We start from the raw sequence: 15586 nt of genomic DNA on the forward strand, positions 1-15586 counted from the left end.
TTGTTCAGTTGCCTGCCACCATCGCCGCGACATCGTTTTCGGCCTTGTCTATGCCTTTCAGCGCAAATTGCCCGGCCAGCCTGTCCTTGATCTTGGCTGTGAAAAACGGCGGCAGGGTAGGGCCCAGGCGCACGTTTTTAACGTTCAGCGCCAGCAGCGCCAGCGTCATGAGGATGGTTTTCTGTTCATACCAGGCGATATTGAAAGACACCGGCAGTTCGTTGAGACCGGCAAGGCCCAGGGCCTGCTGCAGCTCTTTCAGGAACGCGATCAGTGAGTAGAAGTCATTGCTTTGGCCGGCGTCCAGCAAGCGCGGAATGCCGTTGATGTCGCCGAGAGCCAGTGTGTTGAAGCGGTATTTGGTATCGCCCGCCGTCAGGATCAGCGTGTCTGGAGGCAGGGCCTCGGCGACCTGCGTATAGTACCGGCGCTCCTTGTGGCGGCCGTCGGCGCCAGCCATAACGACCAGGCGGCGAATAGAGCCGTCTTTGATGCCTGCCGCAATCTGTTCCAGATAGCTTTGCAGCGATTGGTGCGCATAGCCGAGCGTAGTCGTGTTGTCGCTGAGCTGGCTGGGCGGCTCGCATTGTTTGGCCTGTTCGATCAGCGCGCTGAAATCCTTGCGCTGGCCGGGCTTGCGGTCGGCGATATGCGGCACATCGGGCCAGCCTACCATGCCGGTCGTGTAAATCTTGTCTTTGTACTTGTCTTTCTGCTGCTGAATGCTGTTGGTGGTGATCAGTATCGGACCGTTGAATTTCTGGAAATCGGTCCGTTGTTCCTGCCAGGCATCGCCGAAATTGCCGGCCAGATTGAAGTATTTTTTCAGGGCCGGATAGGCGTGCGCGGCAATGGCCTCGCCGTGCGTGTAAACGTCGACGCCGGTGCCGGCGGTCTGTTCCAGCAGGTCTTCGATATCGCGCAGATCGTGGCCCGAAACGAGGATGCCCGGTTTTTCCCAGCTGTCGAGATAGACCTTGGTCGGGACCGGATCGCCGAAGCGCGCGGTATTGGCCTGATCGAGCAGTGCGAAAGCGGTCATGCCGAGTTCGCCGCATTTCAAGTTCATGGCCATGATTTCATCGAGGGAACTGTCGGCTTTCAGGCTGAAAGCCAGTGCTTCGTGCATGAAGGCATACAGTTCTTCATTGGCAAAATCCAGCACTTCGGCATGTTCGATCAATGACGCCAGGCCTTTCAGGCCATACACCAGCAATTCACGCAGGGCATGACAGTCAGTATCCAGTGCGGAGATCTGCATGACGCCGACAGCTTCACCTTGTGCCACGAAAGCCGCTTCCGAAACGTCCGTATACTGCCAGATCGCTTCTTCGGGCACAGACTCGCTAAAAGGGGCGTCGTTCTTTTCTTCAAACGCGGCAATAAACTGATGGCGCAGATGGTTTCTGCGCTGAATGGTTTCCTGTATCAGGGACACGAAAACGGCCGGATCGAAGTTGACGTTGGTTACAGTGGCATACAGTGCCCGAGCCGTGAACCGATCGGTTTTGGCATCGCGTATGCCCAGCTGCCCCGCCTTGTGCGCATAAAACGACAAGCCCTTCAGCGCATACACCAGTAAGTCCTGGAGACTGGCCACATCCTCTTTCTTGCCGCAGATGCCGGCCGAATCACAGGCAACGTTTTTTTTGGCTTCCTGACAGTGGTAACAAAACATATCTAACTCTCTACTACTAAATTACTTAACGCGCATGCCCGGCTTTGCGCCTGCGTCAGGGTGCAGTACCCATATGTCTTTGCCGCCGGGGCCTGCCGCCAGCACCATGCCTTCCGAGACGCCGAAACGCATTTTGCGCGGAGCCAGATTGGCGACCACGACCGTCAATTTGCCTTCCAGGTCTTCCGGCGCATAAGCCGACTTGATGCCGGCAAAGATATTGCGCGTTTCATCGCCGATATCGACGGTCAATTGCAGCAGTTTCTCGGCCCCTTCGACATGGTCGGCTTTGACAATGCGTGCAATGCGAAGGTCCAGTTTGGCGAAATCGTCGAACTCGATGGTGTCGGCGATCGGTTCGCAAGTATGTGCTTTAGCTTTGGGCGCCTCGGCAGTTTTTTCCAGATTCTCTTTGGAGTCCTCTATGATGGCGGCGATTTTATCGGCCTCAACACGCGTCATGAGCGGTTTGAAGTCGTTAATGACATGGTCTGTCAACGGCTGTACACCGGTCACCGGCCAGGCTTGCGAGGCGATGTTCAGGAACTGCTCGGCTTCGGTTGCCAGCGCCGGAATGACCGGTTTCAGATAGGCCGCCAGCAGGCGGAACAGGTTGAGGCCCATCGAGCAGACGTCGTGCAGTTCGGCGTCCTTGCCTTCTTCCTTGGCGATCAGCCAGGGCTTTTTCTCGTCGATGTACTGGTTGGCTTTGTCGGCTAATGCCATGATTTCGCGCATGGCCTTGGCGAATTCACGCGTTTCGTAAAACTCGGCTATTGGCGCATGGGCTTTGACGAATTCGGCGAACAAGGCCGGTTCCGAGCAGTGCGCGGACAGTCTGTTGTCGAAGCGTTTCTTGATGAAACCGCTGCAGCGGCTGGCGATGTTGACGACCTTGCCGACCAGGTCGGAATTCACGCGCTGGCTGAAATCGTCGAAGTTCAGGTCGATATCGTCAACGCCGGCGCTCAGCTTGGCAGCGAAATAATAGCGCAGGTATTCGGGATTCAGATGATCCAGATAGGTTCTGGCCTTGATGAACGTGCCGCGCGACTTGGACATTTTTTCGCCGTTCACGGTCAGGAAGCCGTGCGCGAAAATGGCGCTGGGCGTTCTGAAGCCGGCGCCGCTCAGCATGGCCGGCCAGAACAGGGCATGGAAGTAAATGATGTCCTTGCCGATGAAATGGTACAGCTCGGCATCGCTGTCCTTGCTCCAGAAGGCATCGAAATCGATATCCTGCTTCTCGCACAGGTTTTTGAAGCTGGCCATGTAGCCGATAGGCGCATCGAGCCAGACGTAAAAATACTTGCCCGGCGCGTCCGGAATCTCGAAGCCGAAATACGGCGCATCGCGCGAAATATCCCATTGCTGCAGGCCGGCTTCCAGCCACTCGTCGAGCTTGTTGGCGACTTCCGGCTGCAAATGCCCTGATTTGGTCCAGTGCCGAAGCATTCCGGCGAAATCACCGAGGTTGAAAAAGTAATGAACGGAATCCTTTTCAATCGGTTTTTCGCCCGAAACGGCGGAAACGGCGTTTTTCAATTCGGTCGGCGAATAGGTTGCGCCGCAGGCCTCGCAACTATCGCCGTATTGATCGGGCGCGCCGCATTTAGGGCATTCGCCTTTGATGAAGCGGTCGGGCAGGAACATGTTCTTGACCGGGTCGTACGCCTGCGTGATCGTGCGCGAGCTGATGTGGCCGCCGTCGCGAAGGCGCGTGTAGATCAGCGATGAAAAGGTTTTGTTCTCGTCGGAATGGGTGCTGTGGTAATTATCGAAAGCGACGCCGAATTCGGTAAAGTCAGCCAGATGTTCCTTGCCGACCTGGGCGATCAGCGCTTCCGGCGTGATGCCTTCACGATCGGCTTTCAGCATGATCGGCGTGCCATGCGTATCGTCCGCGCAAACGTAATAGCATTGATTGCCGCGTTGTTTCTGAAAACGTACCCAGATATCCGTTTGAATGTATTCAACCAGATGTCCAAGATGAATAGGGCCGTTGGCGTAGGGTAAAGCGCTGGTGACGAGAATTTTTCTATCCGACATAATATAAATATCAAGCAGTACGAAGACAAAACGAACCGTGTATTATGGCATAAAATAGCGCCGCTACCGAATAACGAGACGCTAAAATGTGCATTATAGGAGAAAAGCGGTAAAATGCCTTCTATTCCAGAGTAAATTACTTGGTTATTTGCTCGAATTCTTACCTTACCTAACATGGAGCATAGTATGTCAAGCATCGAAAAGGCTGATGTAGAAAAACTGCTGAGCACGTTTATCGATCCGAATAATGGCGCTGATCTGGTTTCTGCAAAAACAGTTAAGGCGATCACGATAGAGGGGGCCAACGTCAGCGTTAAACTCGAACTGGGGTATCCTGCCAAAAGTTATATCGACGAGCTGAAGACTGGCGTCGAGCAGCACCTGAAAGCGCTGGACGGCATAGGCAATGTAACAGTCGATGTCTCGGTAAAAATCATCTCGCATGCCGTGCAGCAGGCATTGAAGCCGTTGCCCAATGTCAAAAATATCATTGCCGTGGCTTCGGGCAAAGGCGGGGTCGGCAAATCCACGACCGCGGTCAATCTGGCATTGGCGCTGGCGGCTGAAGGCGCGCAGGTCGGCATTCTCGATGCCGACATTTACGGTCCTAGCATTCCGACCATGCTGGGGCTGTCCGGCTCTCCGGCCAGCGAGGACGGCAAGACCATGATGCCAAAGGTTTCTTACGGCGTGCAGACCAATTCCATCGGCTATCTGGTTGACGCCGACCAGCCGATGATCTGGCGCGGTCCGATGGTGACCAATGCCCTGCAACAATTGCTGAAGGATACTAATTGGTCTAACCTCGATTATCTGATTATCGATCTGCCGCCCGGCACCGGCGATATCCAGTTGACCCTGGCGCAGCAGATTCCGGTCAGCGGCGCAATCATCGTCACGACGCCGCAGGATATCGCTTTGATCGACGCTCAGCGCGGCCTCGGCATGTTCGAAAAAGTCAATGTGCCGGTGCTGGGGATCGTTGAAAACATGAGCCTGCATATTTGCAGCAACTGCGGCCATGAAGAAGCTATTTTCGGCGAGGGCGGCGGCGCGGCCATGGCCGAGAGAAACCGGGTTGATTTTCTGGGCTCGCTGCCGCTGGATATCACTATCCGCCAGTTCGCCGACTGCGGTCGGCCAACGGTCGCGGCCGATCCCGACGGGCGTCCGGCGCAGATCTACAGGGAAATCGCCCGCAAGGCCGCGGCCAAGCTGGCGCTGAAAGCCAAGGATTTCAGCGGTAAGTTTCCTAACATTGTCGTGCAGAATACTTGAGCCTAAATTCGACAGGTTAACCACGAAGGTTACGAAGATTTATATTGTTTCTTAGTGAACTTCGTGTTCTTCCTGATGAAAGAGTCTTTCCAGTTCTGTAGGCTATGCATTTATGCCCTATAGGGCATCGCATACCTTTCAAATTTCCTCGGCTCATCGCGGCTCTGGAAAGGTACGCAATGCGTACCCTACAATTGAACTGGCTTGGCGTTGGCCGCTGGCCGGTTGTTCCCGCCTTGCGCCCGGCTATCTGTCTGTGTGAAAATTAGTCTTTTTAAATCAACCAGGTATTTAGTAGTTCATGAGTATTAAGTCGGACAAGTGGATACGCCGCATGGCGGAAGAGCACGGCATGATCGAGCCGTTTGAAAGCGGTCAGGTCAGAAATGCGGGGCAGGGGCGCGTCATTTCCTACGGCACATCCAGTTACGGCTATGATGTCCGGTGTTCTGATGAATTCAAGATTTTCACAAATATTAATTCGGCTATCGTCGATCCGAAAGACTTCGATTCGAACAGCTTCGTCGATGTGAAGTCCGATGTCTGCATCATCCCGCCGAATTCGTTTGCGTTAGCGCGCACGGTCGAATATTTCCGTATTCCTCGCGATGTTTTGACGATTTGTCTGGGCAAGTCGACCTATGCGCGCTGTGGCATTATCGTCAACGTCACGCCGCTGGAGCCGGAGTGGGAAGGGCATGTGACGCTGGAGTTTTCCAACACCACGCCGCTGCCCGCCAAAATTTACGCTAATGAAGGCGTCGCGCAAATGCTGTTCATCGGCAGCGATGAAGTGTGTGAAACCTCTTACAAAGACAGAGGCGGCAAGTATCAGGGACAGACTGGCGTTACGTTGCCGAAAACTTAAGATTGCTGTTGGTTTTGGGCATAATCCCATACCCATCAGCTTAATTATTGACCACGAAGGACACGAAGTAGGGTACGCATTGCGTACCTTTTCAGGGTTGTTGCAAGTCGACAAATTTTAAAAGGTATGCGATGCATACCCTACAGAACTTCAGCAGCAAATCAAGCCTCAAAAAGGTACGCGATGAGTACCCTACAGGCTTCGTGTTCTCTGTGTTTTTCGTGGTTCTATACGCTTACTGAACTTTCAATGGCGCCGGTATCTTGGTCGGCGGCATTTGCACAAAGAAACCTTTTTCCTTTAGTCTGGCGATAATTTTGCCGGCATCTTCTCTGGCCAGTTTGCGTTCCGGCGTTAATTCGAGATCCATGACAAAGGCTATTTTGCCGAAGCTGTTGAACAGCATTTCCGGCACTTTTGAAAAATCGTCTTTTTTATCGATATATAAATAAAGGTCTTCTTTTTTGAGGCTTTTATAGATGAAACAGTGCATGGCATTAAACGATAATGAATCAGGGCAGCTATTTTAACCATTTTTGTTTAGAATGCCTTAACCTTAATTTTTAATCGCACCGATGGCTAAAACCTCTTTCAATCCCGATACTTTTTTCAAACAGGCCTGTTATTTTGAAGCGTCGCTGATCGTGGTCGCGGTCGTTCTGGGCTGGATTGCCGGTATCAATCCTTTCGAAAATCTGCGCTTTTCCGAAGCCGCAATCGCTTACGGCGTGTTGGGAACCGCGCCGTTGTTTATTGTGTTTGGGGCGTTGGAACAGTTGCAGATAGACTCCTTGGCGCATATCAGAAGGCTGCTGATTGATACGCTGGGCCCCGGTTTGAATCGCTACCACTGGTCCGATGTGTTTATGTTGGCGGCGATTGCCGGTGTATCCGAGGAGATTCTGTTCCGCGGCGTCATTCAGCCCTGGATAGAGTCATCGTGGGGCATGACAATAGGACTGATCGGCAGCAACATTATTTTCGGGTTGGTGCATGCCGTGACGCCGCTTTATGCGCTGATGGCGGCACTGGTGGGGCTTTATCTGGGCTGGACCCTCGATTACGGTGGCGACAGAAACCTGTTGACGCCGATCATCATTCACGGACTCTACGATTTCCTGGCATTTATGGCGCTGATTCGCGCGTATAGGACGCGTCAATAGAGTTGTCAATATAAGGCTCGGCAGTATACGGCGTCTCCAGCGGGACGGGCTGGCTGATCCAGTACCCTTGGGCGAAATCAATGCCCAAGGCCACGATTTTGTCATAAACGCCCTTGTTTTCGACAAACTCGGCGATTGTTTTCTTGCCCATCAGATGGCCGATCTCATTGATGGACTTAACCATGGCCAGGTCGATTTCGTCGTTGCAGATATCCTGGACGAATATGCCGTCAATCTTCAAATAATCGACCGGCAGGTTTTTCAAGTAGGCAAATGAAGACAGGCCGCTGCCGAAATCATCCAGCGCAAACTGACAGCCGCTTTCCTTTAACGTGGTAATAAAGGTGGTTGCCATATTCAGATTGGAAATCGCTGCTGTTTCGGTGATCTCAAAGCAGAACTTATGGGGCGGCAAGGCGTAATAGTCCAGCTGCCGCGTGATGGAAGCCAAAATACCTTCACTGCCCAGGGTATGCCCGGACAGGTTGATCGTGCACAGCGACAGTTGAGCCAGTTGGCCGGGATTGTCGGCAAGCCAGGCAAACGTCTTCGCGATAATATACTGATCGATTTTCGGCATCAGGCCATAGCGTTCGGCGGCCGGGATAAACGCCCCGGGCGGGATCAAGGTGTTATTGTCTTCTATTCTGACCAGGATTTCGTAATGCTCGCCTTCCTGTTCGTGGATGCTTTTGATGTGGTGTTTGTAAATCCGGAAATGGTCCTTATCGAGGGCTTCATTGAGTTTGGCGATCCAATGCATTTGCCCGGAGCGTTGCAGGATTTCCTCGGCGTTTTTCTGGTATACGTAAACGCGGTTGCGACCTGCATCCTTGGCGGCATAGCAGCAGGCATCGGCGATCATGAGCAGGTCGTTGAGCGAGTGGAATTCGTTGTCGATGGCGATTAAACCGATGCTGACGCCGATGCGAAAGCTTTGGCGTTCCCAGCTGAATCGATAATTGGCGATAATTTCGCGCAGTGAGTTGGCCAGGCGCTCGCCCTGTTCAATCGTGCAATGCTCCATCAGGATGCCGAACTCATCGCCACCCAGTCTTGCCAGTGTATCGCGTATTCTGACCTCGTGTTGCAGCAGGGTCGTGACCTGCTTTAACAGTTCATCACCGGCGGTATGGCCGCAGGTATCATTGATGATTTTGAACTGATCCAGATCCAGATAACAGAAGGCAAAATCGCCTTCGCCGTGATTTCTCGCCTTTAGAACACGGTTGAGCCTGACTTCAAATTCGCGGCGGTTCACGAGGCCTGTCAAAGGATCGTGCGCGGCCTGGTAGGCGAGTTCTTTCGACAGGCGGCGTGATGCCGTCACATCGCTGAACACGAGGACCACGCCTTGTAGCTGGCGGTCCTTGTCATGAATCGGGGCGGCGGAATCCTGGATCGAATATTCAATGCCGTAGCGGTTGATCAACAGCGTGTCATGGCTGACGTGTTCGGTTTCATGGGTGGCCAGAACGCGAAAGACCGGATTGGGAAGCGGTTTTCGGGTGATGTCATTATAGATATTGAAGACTTCGTCGATGACCCGCCCTCTGGCTTCAGCCATGCGCCAGCCGGTCAGCTTTTCGGCAACCGGGTTCAGGAATTCGATAATGCCGTTTTTGGAGGTGGTGATAACGGCGTCGCCTATGGATTTTAACGTAATCAGCGCGCGTTCTTTTTCCCGTCTTAATTGTTCTTCAGCCTGCTGGCGCTCGCCGATTTCCTGGCGTAATTTGGTCGTGCGTTCCGAAATCAGGTTTTCAAGCCGGTTGCGGTAATCATCCAGTTCTCTTTCAGCCGCCTTGGCTTTTAAAACATGATTGATGGTAACCGGTATTAACTTCAGGTACTGGCCGCCAAGATCCTTGGTCAGATAATCGGCCGCTCCCATCTTGAGCGCCCTGACGGCAATATCCTCACCGCCGCTGCCGGTCACGAAAATGACCGAGGCCGTGTCGGGGATAAAGGCAAACAGGTCGAAGGCCGTGCCGTCTCCCAGGCCATGATCGGCCAGGATGATTTCATAGTCGTTTTTTTGCAGGGCCTCAATGGCTTCTTCCACGGAGCCGGCAATGTCATAAATGTAAGGCAGATGCTCACGTTTGACAAAGCGCTCGAAACTCATCTGGTCGGTCAGGTCATCTTCGACTAATAACAGTTTTATGTCCGTCATGACAGTTATTTCTTTATTGTCCAGTATGAGCGTAACACCTGGATGGCATCAATGAACTGATCGTACTCAACAGGTTTCAATATATAACCTGAAATACCAAGTTCAAAGCTCTGGTTGACATCCTGTTGTTCCAGCGAGGAAGTCAACATGACCACGGGAATGTTTTTGAAGGCGGGATGATTTTTCAGTTGCTTCAAGCATTCATGGCCGTTCATCTTGGGCATATTGATGTCTAGCAGGATCATGCAGGGCAGTACATCTTCCGAGTTTTCCAGGTAATGCAGGGCTTCTTCACCATTATTGACCGTAATCAGTTTATTGACTACGCCGAGTTTTTTTAAGCCGCGTTTCACAGTCATGATGTCGACCTGATCATCCTCGACTAGCAAGATGGGTTGAATGCTATTCATATTCTTTATCTTTTAGGTATGGTGAAAATAAACGAGCTTCCTTTCCCTACTTCCGACTCCAGCCAGATTCTGCCGCCCCACGTTGTTACGATTTTCTCTATCAGGCTTAAACCGATGCCTGTGCTTTCTGACTGGTCTTTGGGCTTTAAAGTTTGAAATAATTGGAATATTTTTTCCTGGTACTTTTTATCGATGCCGGGACCATTGTCGGACACCGAAAATTGCCAATAATGGCCTTGTTCCATGCAGGTGACTGAGATAATGCCTTTATCCTTATCGTTATATTTGATGGCATTATCCAGCAGGTTTTGAAAAACCTGAAAAAGTCTCAGTCTTTCACCAATGATGACCGGCAAATCGGCCTGAATATGCACTTCTATGTGCTCGGGCGGAGCGATCAGGCTGATCACATCCGCCAGCAATTGCGAACAATCGATTCGCTCCTCGGGTTCCGCAATCCGGCCGACCCTGGAATATTGCAGGATGCCGTCGATCATGTCGTGCATGCGTCTGGCCCGGTCGCGCAGCAAGGCCATTTGCTCGCGGCCTTCCTCGTCAAAGGCGTCGGCATAATCCTCGCAAATCCAGCCCGATAGCTGATTGATGGCTCGCAACGGCGCTTTCAGGTCATGGGATACAACGTAGGCAAAATGCTTTAACTCTTCGTTGACACTGTTCAGGGAGGCCGTGCGTTCTTCAACGCGCTGTTCCAGTTCCGCGTTCAGGGATTGTATCTGCGCCTGGCTGCGCTTCATTTCCTCAATTAATAAGGTATTTTCCAGCGCTATCGCTGCTTGCGCGGTCAATAAACGAGTCAGCTCGATTTGCTCGGGCGTGAAGGCGGAGGTAATCAGGTTGTTTTCCAGGAACAGGACGCCCAGGACCTGCTGTTGCTTCAATAACGGCGCGCACAGTATCGATTTAAGGTGCTGGTGTTGAACCGTGTTGTCGGCTATGAAATCACCTTCACTGCCGGCATTGTCGAAAACCAGCATTTCAGCGGTACGAAAGACATAATTGACGATGGCCATGCTTAAGGTATCGGTGCTCAGGTTCGGGTCGCCCCGAAGTTGCACGTCGACGAAGCCATGCTTAATGCCTTTAGCCAATACGGTCAGGTCTTCTTGCGGTTCGGCGATGAGCAGATAGCCGGTTTTGGCGCCGAGCCGCTCCATGATCGATTGCAATAAGGCGCTTAGCAAGCCGTTCAGATCCTGCTGCTGCGTAATAGTACGCGTCGCCAGCAGCAGGTAATTGACATCGAGCATCTGCGCCAGCGACGTATCGGCGGACATAGTGTCATCACGCTGCAAGGTGATGGCATAGTTATCGATCAGTTGCTTAACTTTAATTTCCGCGCCGCAGTCATGATAGTGGCCAGCCGCCCGGGTTAGATAGTAATTGGCATAACTATGCTGGGATTCCACCAATATCTGACCCAGTCGCTCATTCAGGAAGCCTTCCAGCAAGGTGAAATGCTGCGATTTGCTCAGGTCGATTGCATCGAGGCAGTGGCGGCGTGTTTCGCTGAAATCGTCGGCATGATTGGCCTGTTCCATCAGCATAAAGGTTAGGTAGGGCTTTAAAATCGGCCCGAGCGAGGCCCAGGTTTGCACCTGTTCCAGGCAGAAGTCTAGCGTCTCTTGTTCGTCGCCCGGGATGTCCTTATGAAGTCTGAGCCCGTTCACATACCGAAATACATACCACAGGCGATTGAGGATGTTGTCGCTCAAGCCGCGCAAGTAAGGTTCCGCCTGATGCAGGTAGTCAGCCGCTTGTTCGTAATTGCCCAGGTAATGGCTGCTGATGCCTTTCAGTGAGTAGTAGCCGCCTATCGAGACAACGTGTTTATCGGCCTCCCATTTATTGAGTTTGGCGGTTATAACCTGTTCACTGTATGGCGTTCGCCCCGTATTCATCATATCCGCCCAGCCGGCCAGCGCGCTTTCGGCCAGTCCCAGGGACAGGGATAAATTGAACCGGTTGGAAAAATGGATGCATTCCTCGGCCACTTCGATGACCTGCCGCAAGTGGGCGCCCTGGTGGATTAAATGCCATATATACGGGCCGTAGGACAAGCCGGCGTTGTATAAATCGCCGCAGTTTTTACCGCGGTGAATGTTTTTCTGGCACTGCTCGATAATATAAGCCGAATCGCTGCGATTATGCATGTTGGTCCATAAAATGCCGTTAATACCTTTTGTTGCGCCAAATGTGTCAGGATAGCGGTGCGCCAGGGCCAGCCCCAGATCTTCATAGCGGAAGGACAGCTCATACTGGCTTTGACGCTGCAGATACAAACCCACCATCGAGAAACCGTAAATGACCGATTCATCGACGCCGCCGGCCAGACAGTTCTGCGTCGATTGAATAGCCGATAAATAAAGCTGCGGCACCATGTCAGCCAGATAGTAATCGGGAATCAGTTCGCTGTAGATGCCGGTTTCAATTTGAGTAGCTCTATCGCTGCTGGGTTCAATATCGAGGATTTTCTGCCAGATATCCGTATCGCGCTGATGGATCTGCTTCATAATTGCAGTCGCACGCTCCAGGGCCAAGTCATCATTTTCGGGAATAGCGCGGTTGAAATAGGCCAGACCGCGATTGCCCAGGGCGATGGCCTGTTCGAATTTGCCCATCGAGGACAGGCCGGTCGTCTGTTCGTATAAGCAGTCGATGCGGTCGATATCGCTTTTGGCCCGACTGATCAATGTGTTAAGGATCTGCTCCGATTCCGGCTGGTTGCCCAAAGCCATTTCCGTCCTGGCCAGGTATTTGTGCAGCGAAAACAAACACGCATAATCGGTATCCCAACTTTCTTCAAGGAACAGATTTTTGCTTTGATGGAAAAAATAGTTGGCATTGTCCATCGCCAGCGCCCTCATGGCTGCGATGCCGGCGTAGTAATTGAACTTCGCCTCTTCAATGCGGCTGTCGGTGCTTTGATCGGGCTCTCGTCCGTTAGCCAGGTGTTCGACGATGGCGAACAGATTGGGCAGGGCCTCAAGGTCGGCGTCTTCGGGAATGGCGCTGATGAGCGCTTTGGCTATCTGCCGGTGTATGCGCTGTTTCTTGTCGGCATCGAGAAAGCTGGCGGCCGCCGCCTGAACCTGATCGTGAAAAAACAGCAGCTGATCTTTTTCCCGGAGCAAAATATTGCTGTTGAATGCCGGCGTCAGTGCATGATAAAGGACTGGCAGTGTCACGGCCGTCGTCAGCGCCAGATCGGATGCATCAAACCGCGCGCCGAGGCTGGCGGCAATGCTCAGTAATTCACGAACGCGTTCCGGCAGCTTGGCAATTTTGTCCTTGAATAGGTCCAGTGCCGATTCGGGGATGGCGGTATGACGCAGTTGCTCGTCATCCCATGTCCAGATGCCGTTTTCAGTCAGGTGCAAATGCTTGTACGTATGCAGCCAACGCAGGCTTTCATTGACGAACAAGGGATTGCCGGCCGAGGTCTGATAAATGATTTTTGATAAGTCCTTGGTTCTGGACGGATAGGTATTCAGAATATACGCGGTCATCTGGTTGACCTCGTTAAGTCCTAGCGCTTCCAGTCGGATTTCCTGCAGCGGTCGGCGCGCCTGCTTGATTTTGTTTATCAGGCGCATCAGCCGATGACTGCTGTCGACTTCATTGTGCCGATAGGCGCCTATCCAGAACAAATACGGATAATCCGGGGCATTGTCGAAAATACGCTCCAGCAAATCGAACGTGGCGCCGTCACACCACTGCAAGTCATCGATAAACAGCGTTAAAGGATGTTCTTTCGAGATCAGGCTGGCCAGGAATTTTTCGGCCGTGTCATTGAACCGGTTGCGCGCTTCAATCGGCGGCAGGTCCGGCACTTCCGGCTGGGGGCCGATAATCAGATGCAGTTCCGGAATCAGATCGGTGATCAGTCGGCCGTTATCCCCCAGTTGCTCACTGATGCGCTGACGCCAGTAAGCGATACGGTCCCTGTCCTCGGTCAGGAAAGTTTTTATCAGATGACTGAAAGCCTGGATCAGCGTGCTGTAAGGGATGTGCTTTTTGAACTGGTCGAACTTGCCCGACGTGAAATAGCCGGCATGGGCGACAATCGGCAATTGTAGTTCCTGAATCAGTCGTGTTTTGCCGATTCCGGATAAGCCTGAAATCAGCGATGAACGAAACACGCCGGCGCAGACTTTGTTGTACTCGTCCAGCAATTGCTTTTTTTGCTTCTCACGGCCGACCATTAACGACGGAATCGTAATGCGATTGCTGTAATCCTTCTGCTTCAGGATGAAACTGTTGATGTTTCGGTCTTGTTGCAGCCCTTGTAAACAGTATTTCAGATCCACGATCAAGCCGGCCGCGGTCTGATAACGTTTTTCGGGCGCTTTTTCCAATAGCAGGGCAACGATTCTGCCGATGATTTCGGGCATGGCCGGATTTATCTCGTTTACAAGTGCCGGTATTTCGGCAAGATGCGAATGAATGATGACAATCGGGTCGTCGAATAAAAAAGGCGGTTTGCCGGTCAGGCATTCAAAGAACATCATGCCCAGCGAGTACAGATCGGTCGTATAATTGACCGAATGCTTGATTCTGCCGGTTTGTTCCGGCGATAAATAAGGCAGCGTCTGTGCGCGAAAATGATCTTCATAGATAAAATGGCTGAGCTGGTTAATATCCAGCACCCTGATATCATCGATAATCTGGACGGCCAGCGTTTCCGGTTCGATCAATATGTTCGTGGGCTTCAGGCTCTTGTGGATATGCCCCGCCTTGTGGATGACATCCAGTTGCTCGGCGATGGCAATGATGATGTTAAGCGTTGTCGTCAAATCGGGAGCCGTCTGGGTTTCCAGCCAGCGGCTCAGTGGCTGGGCCTCGATATACGGCTGTATCAGGCATAGGGTATCGATAGAGGGATGGTAGAGGTCGGGAATAATGCTGCGAGGCAGTTCAAGTTCGCTGAGCTGGCTGATCTGCTGGCGTATGTAGGAGGCCGCATCCTCGCTGCAAAACTGCGGCTTGATTTTTTTTAAGGCCAGCAGTTTGTCCTGATCATCCAGGGCATGCACTTTAAACACGTCGGCATGCATGCTTTCGCCCAGTTTATCGAGGATTTTATAGTTTAATAATGTTTTCATTACAGCGGGCTTACCCGGGAAAAATTACATATATGGACTATAGCATTTTTTTAGAAACGTAAGCTTATGTAAGATACAAATGTAAGCCTATGTAATAGGGTTTGCTATCATAGTTGCTATTTATTGACCTAATCGGGAAACAAAATGCTGGGCCGAGTTGAACGCGAACAATCAAAATCCGATCTTATCCTGCCTTGGATGGTAGTCGTCATGATGCTTGTCATGCTGGTGGCTTATGTTGTTGTGTGTCATCTCTTCGGGGAGCAGTTACAACAGCCTTTGCCGCAAAACCAACGGGAACTGATCAGAACGATTTTATATGCCATCGCCATTGTCGCTTTTCCGTTGACAAATCTGATACGGCACATTCAACTGCGGCTGAATCAAACCATGCCCGGCGATACGCCGAGCAAAAGCCGTTATCTGCTGACCGTTACGGTGTCAATGGTGTTGATTGAAAGTGTGGGAATTTTCGGTTTCATCATGTTTATATTGGGCGATGATTTCAATACACTGTATATATTTACCGGTCTGTCGGCGTTGGGCATGTTCTTGTATCGGCCGAAACCGGACGAATACTATGACATTATTGAGGCGAGAAACGCGCGAAAACATGAATAATTCATCAGGCGATACGGATTCTGCGTTAAACGCGGTCTATATCTGTCACAGCGCATTAACCTGTTGCTTAGGAAAAAACTATACTTTAACTTTGGTAATAATGATCGAACATATCGATCACTGTCCGTTATTTCTTACTTATGAGCGGGGCTGGCAGGGATTAGTTCCAATGGCGGTTAATTAAACGCATGAAACATGATGATAGGCTGTAGGGTGGGGC

General features: G+C 51.8%; 10 protein-coding genes. 4 read left to right on the forward strand and 6 right to left on the reverse strand.

Annotated features, from left to right (window positions below; all coding sequences use genetic code 11):
* Positions 1–4: 4 nt before the first annotated feature.
* Both hcp and metG read right to left on the reverse strand, forming a co-directional pair.
* Positions 5–1678 carry a hydroxylamine reductase gene (gene hcp / locus METLU_RS0115365; RefSeq protein ID WP_027158990.1) on the reverse strand — a complete coding sequence of 558 codons (1674 nt, stop codon included), beginning with the start codon at positions 1676–1678 and terminating at the stop codon, positions 5–7.
* Between the two features lie 21 nt (positions 1679–1699).
* Complete coding sequence (gene metG, locus METLU_RS0115370) at positions 1700–3727, reverse strand: methionine--tRNA ligase (RefSeq protein ID WP_027158991.1); 2028 nt, start codon at positions 3725–3727, stop codon at positions 1700–1702.
* 186 nt (positions 3728–3913) lie between these two features.
* Between metG and apbC the strand changes: the two genes are divergently transcribed.
* Both apbC and dcd read left to right on the forward strand, forming a co-directional pair.
* Entirely contained in the window at positions 3914–5005 is a 1092-nt protein-coding gene (gene apbC / locus METLU_RS0115375; RefSeq protein ID WP_027158992.1) for an iron-sulfur cluster carrier protein ApbC, read from the forward strand.
* Between the two features lie 301 nt (positions 5006–5306).
* The gene (gene dcd, locus METLU_RS0115380) at positions 5307–5873 is read left to right on the forward strand and encodes a dCTP deaminase (RefSeq protein ID WP_027158993.1); all 567 of its coding nucleotides are present in this window, start codon (positions 5307–5309) and stop codon (positions 5871–5873) included.
* A gap of 235 nt (positions 5874–6108) precedes the next feature.
* Here dcd and METLU_RS0115385 read toward each other — a convergent pair whose 3' ends face one another.
* Positions 6109–6366, reverse strand: a complete 258-nt coding sequence (locus METLU_RS0115385; protein ID WP_027158994.1) for a YcgL domain-containing protein — start codon at positions 6364–6366, stop codon at positions 6109–6111.
* Positions 6367–6448: 82 nt separating this feature from the next.
* On the opposite strand from METLU_RS0115385, the gene METLU_RS0115390 reads away from it, so the two are divergent.
* Positions 6449–7036, forward strand: coding sequence for a CPBP family intramembrane glutamic endopeptidase (locus tag METLU_RS0115390; protein ID WP_027158995.1), 588 nt, complete (start codon positions 6449–6451; stop codon positions 7034–7036).
* Here the strand turns inward: METLU_RS0115390 and METLU_RS25540 are convergent.
* The 3 genes from METLU_RS25540 to METLU_RS0115405 are packed head-to-tail and all read right to left on the reverse strand — an operon-like array spanning position 6999 to position 14745.
* Complete coding sequence (locus METLU_RS25540; protein WP_027158996.1) at positions 6999–9212, reverse strand: GGDEF domain-containing response regulator; 2214 nt, start codon at positions 9210–9212, stop codon at positions 6999–7001. The two genes, METLU_RS0115390 and METLU_RS25540, sit on opposite strands and share 38 nt — an antisense overlap.
* A gap of 5 nt (positions 9213–9217) precedes the next feature.
* Positions 9218–9622: a response regulator gene (locus METLU_RS0115400; protein ID WP_036243186.1), complete on the reverse strand. Its 405-nt coding sequence runs from the start codon at positions 9620–9622 to the stop codon at positions 9218–9220.
* Positions 9623–9627: 5 nt separating this feature from the next.
* The gene (locus METLU_RS0115405; RefSeq protein WP_027158998.1) at positions 9628–14745 is read right to left on the reverse strand and encodes an AAA family ATPase; all 5118 of its coding nucleotides are present in this window, start codon (positions 14743–14745) and stop codon (positions 9628–9630) included.
* Between the two features lie 144 nt (positions 14746–14889).
* On the opposite strand from METLU_RS0115405, the gene METLU_RS0115410 reads away from it, so the two are divergent.
* Positions 14890–15366 (forward strand): hypothetical protein, encoded by a 477-nt coding sequence (locus METLU_RS0115410; RefSeq protein WP_027158999.1) that lies wholly within the window; start codon positions 14890–14892, stop codon positions 15364–15366.
* Positions 15367–15586: the final 220 nt, after the last annotated feature.

This window comes from Methylobacter luteus IMV-B-3098 (assembly GCF_000427625.1).
Classification (GTDB): domain Bacteria; phylum Pseudomonadota; class Gammaproteobacteria; order Methylococcales; family Methylomonadaceae; genus Methylobacter; species Methylobacter luteus.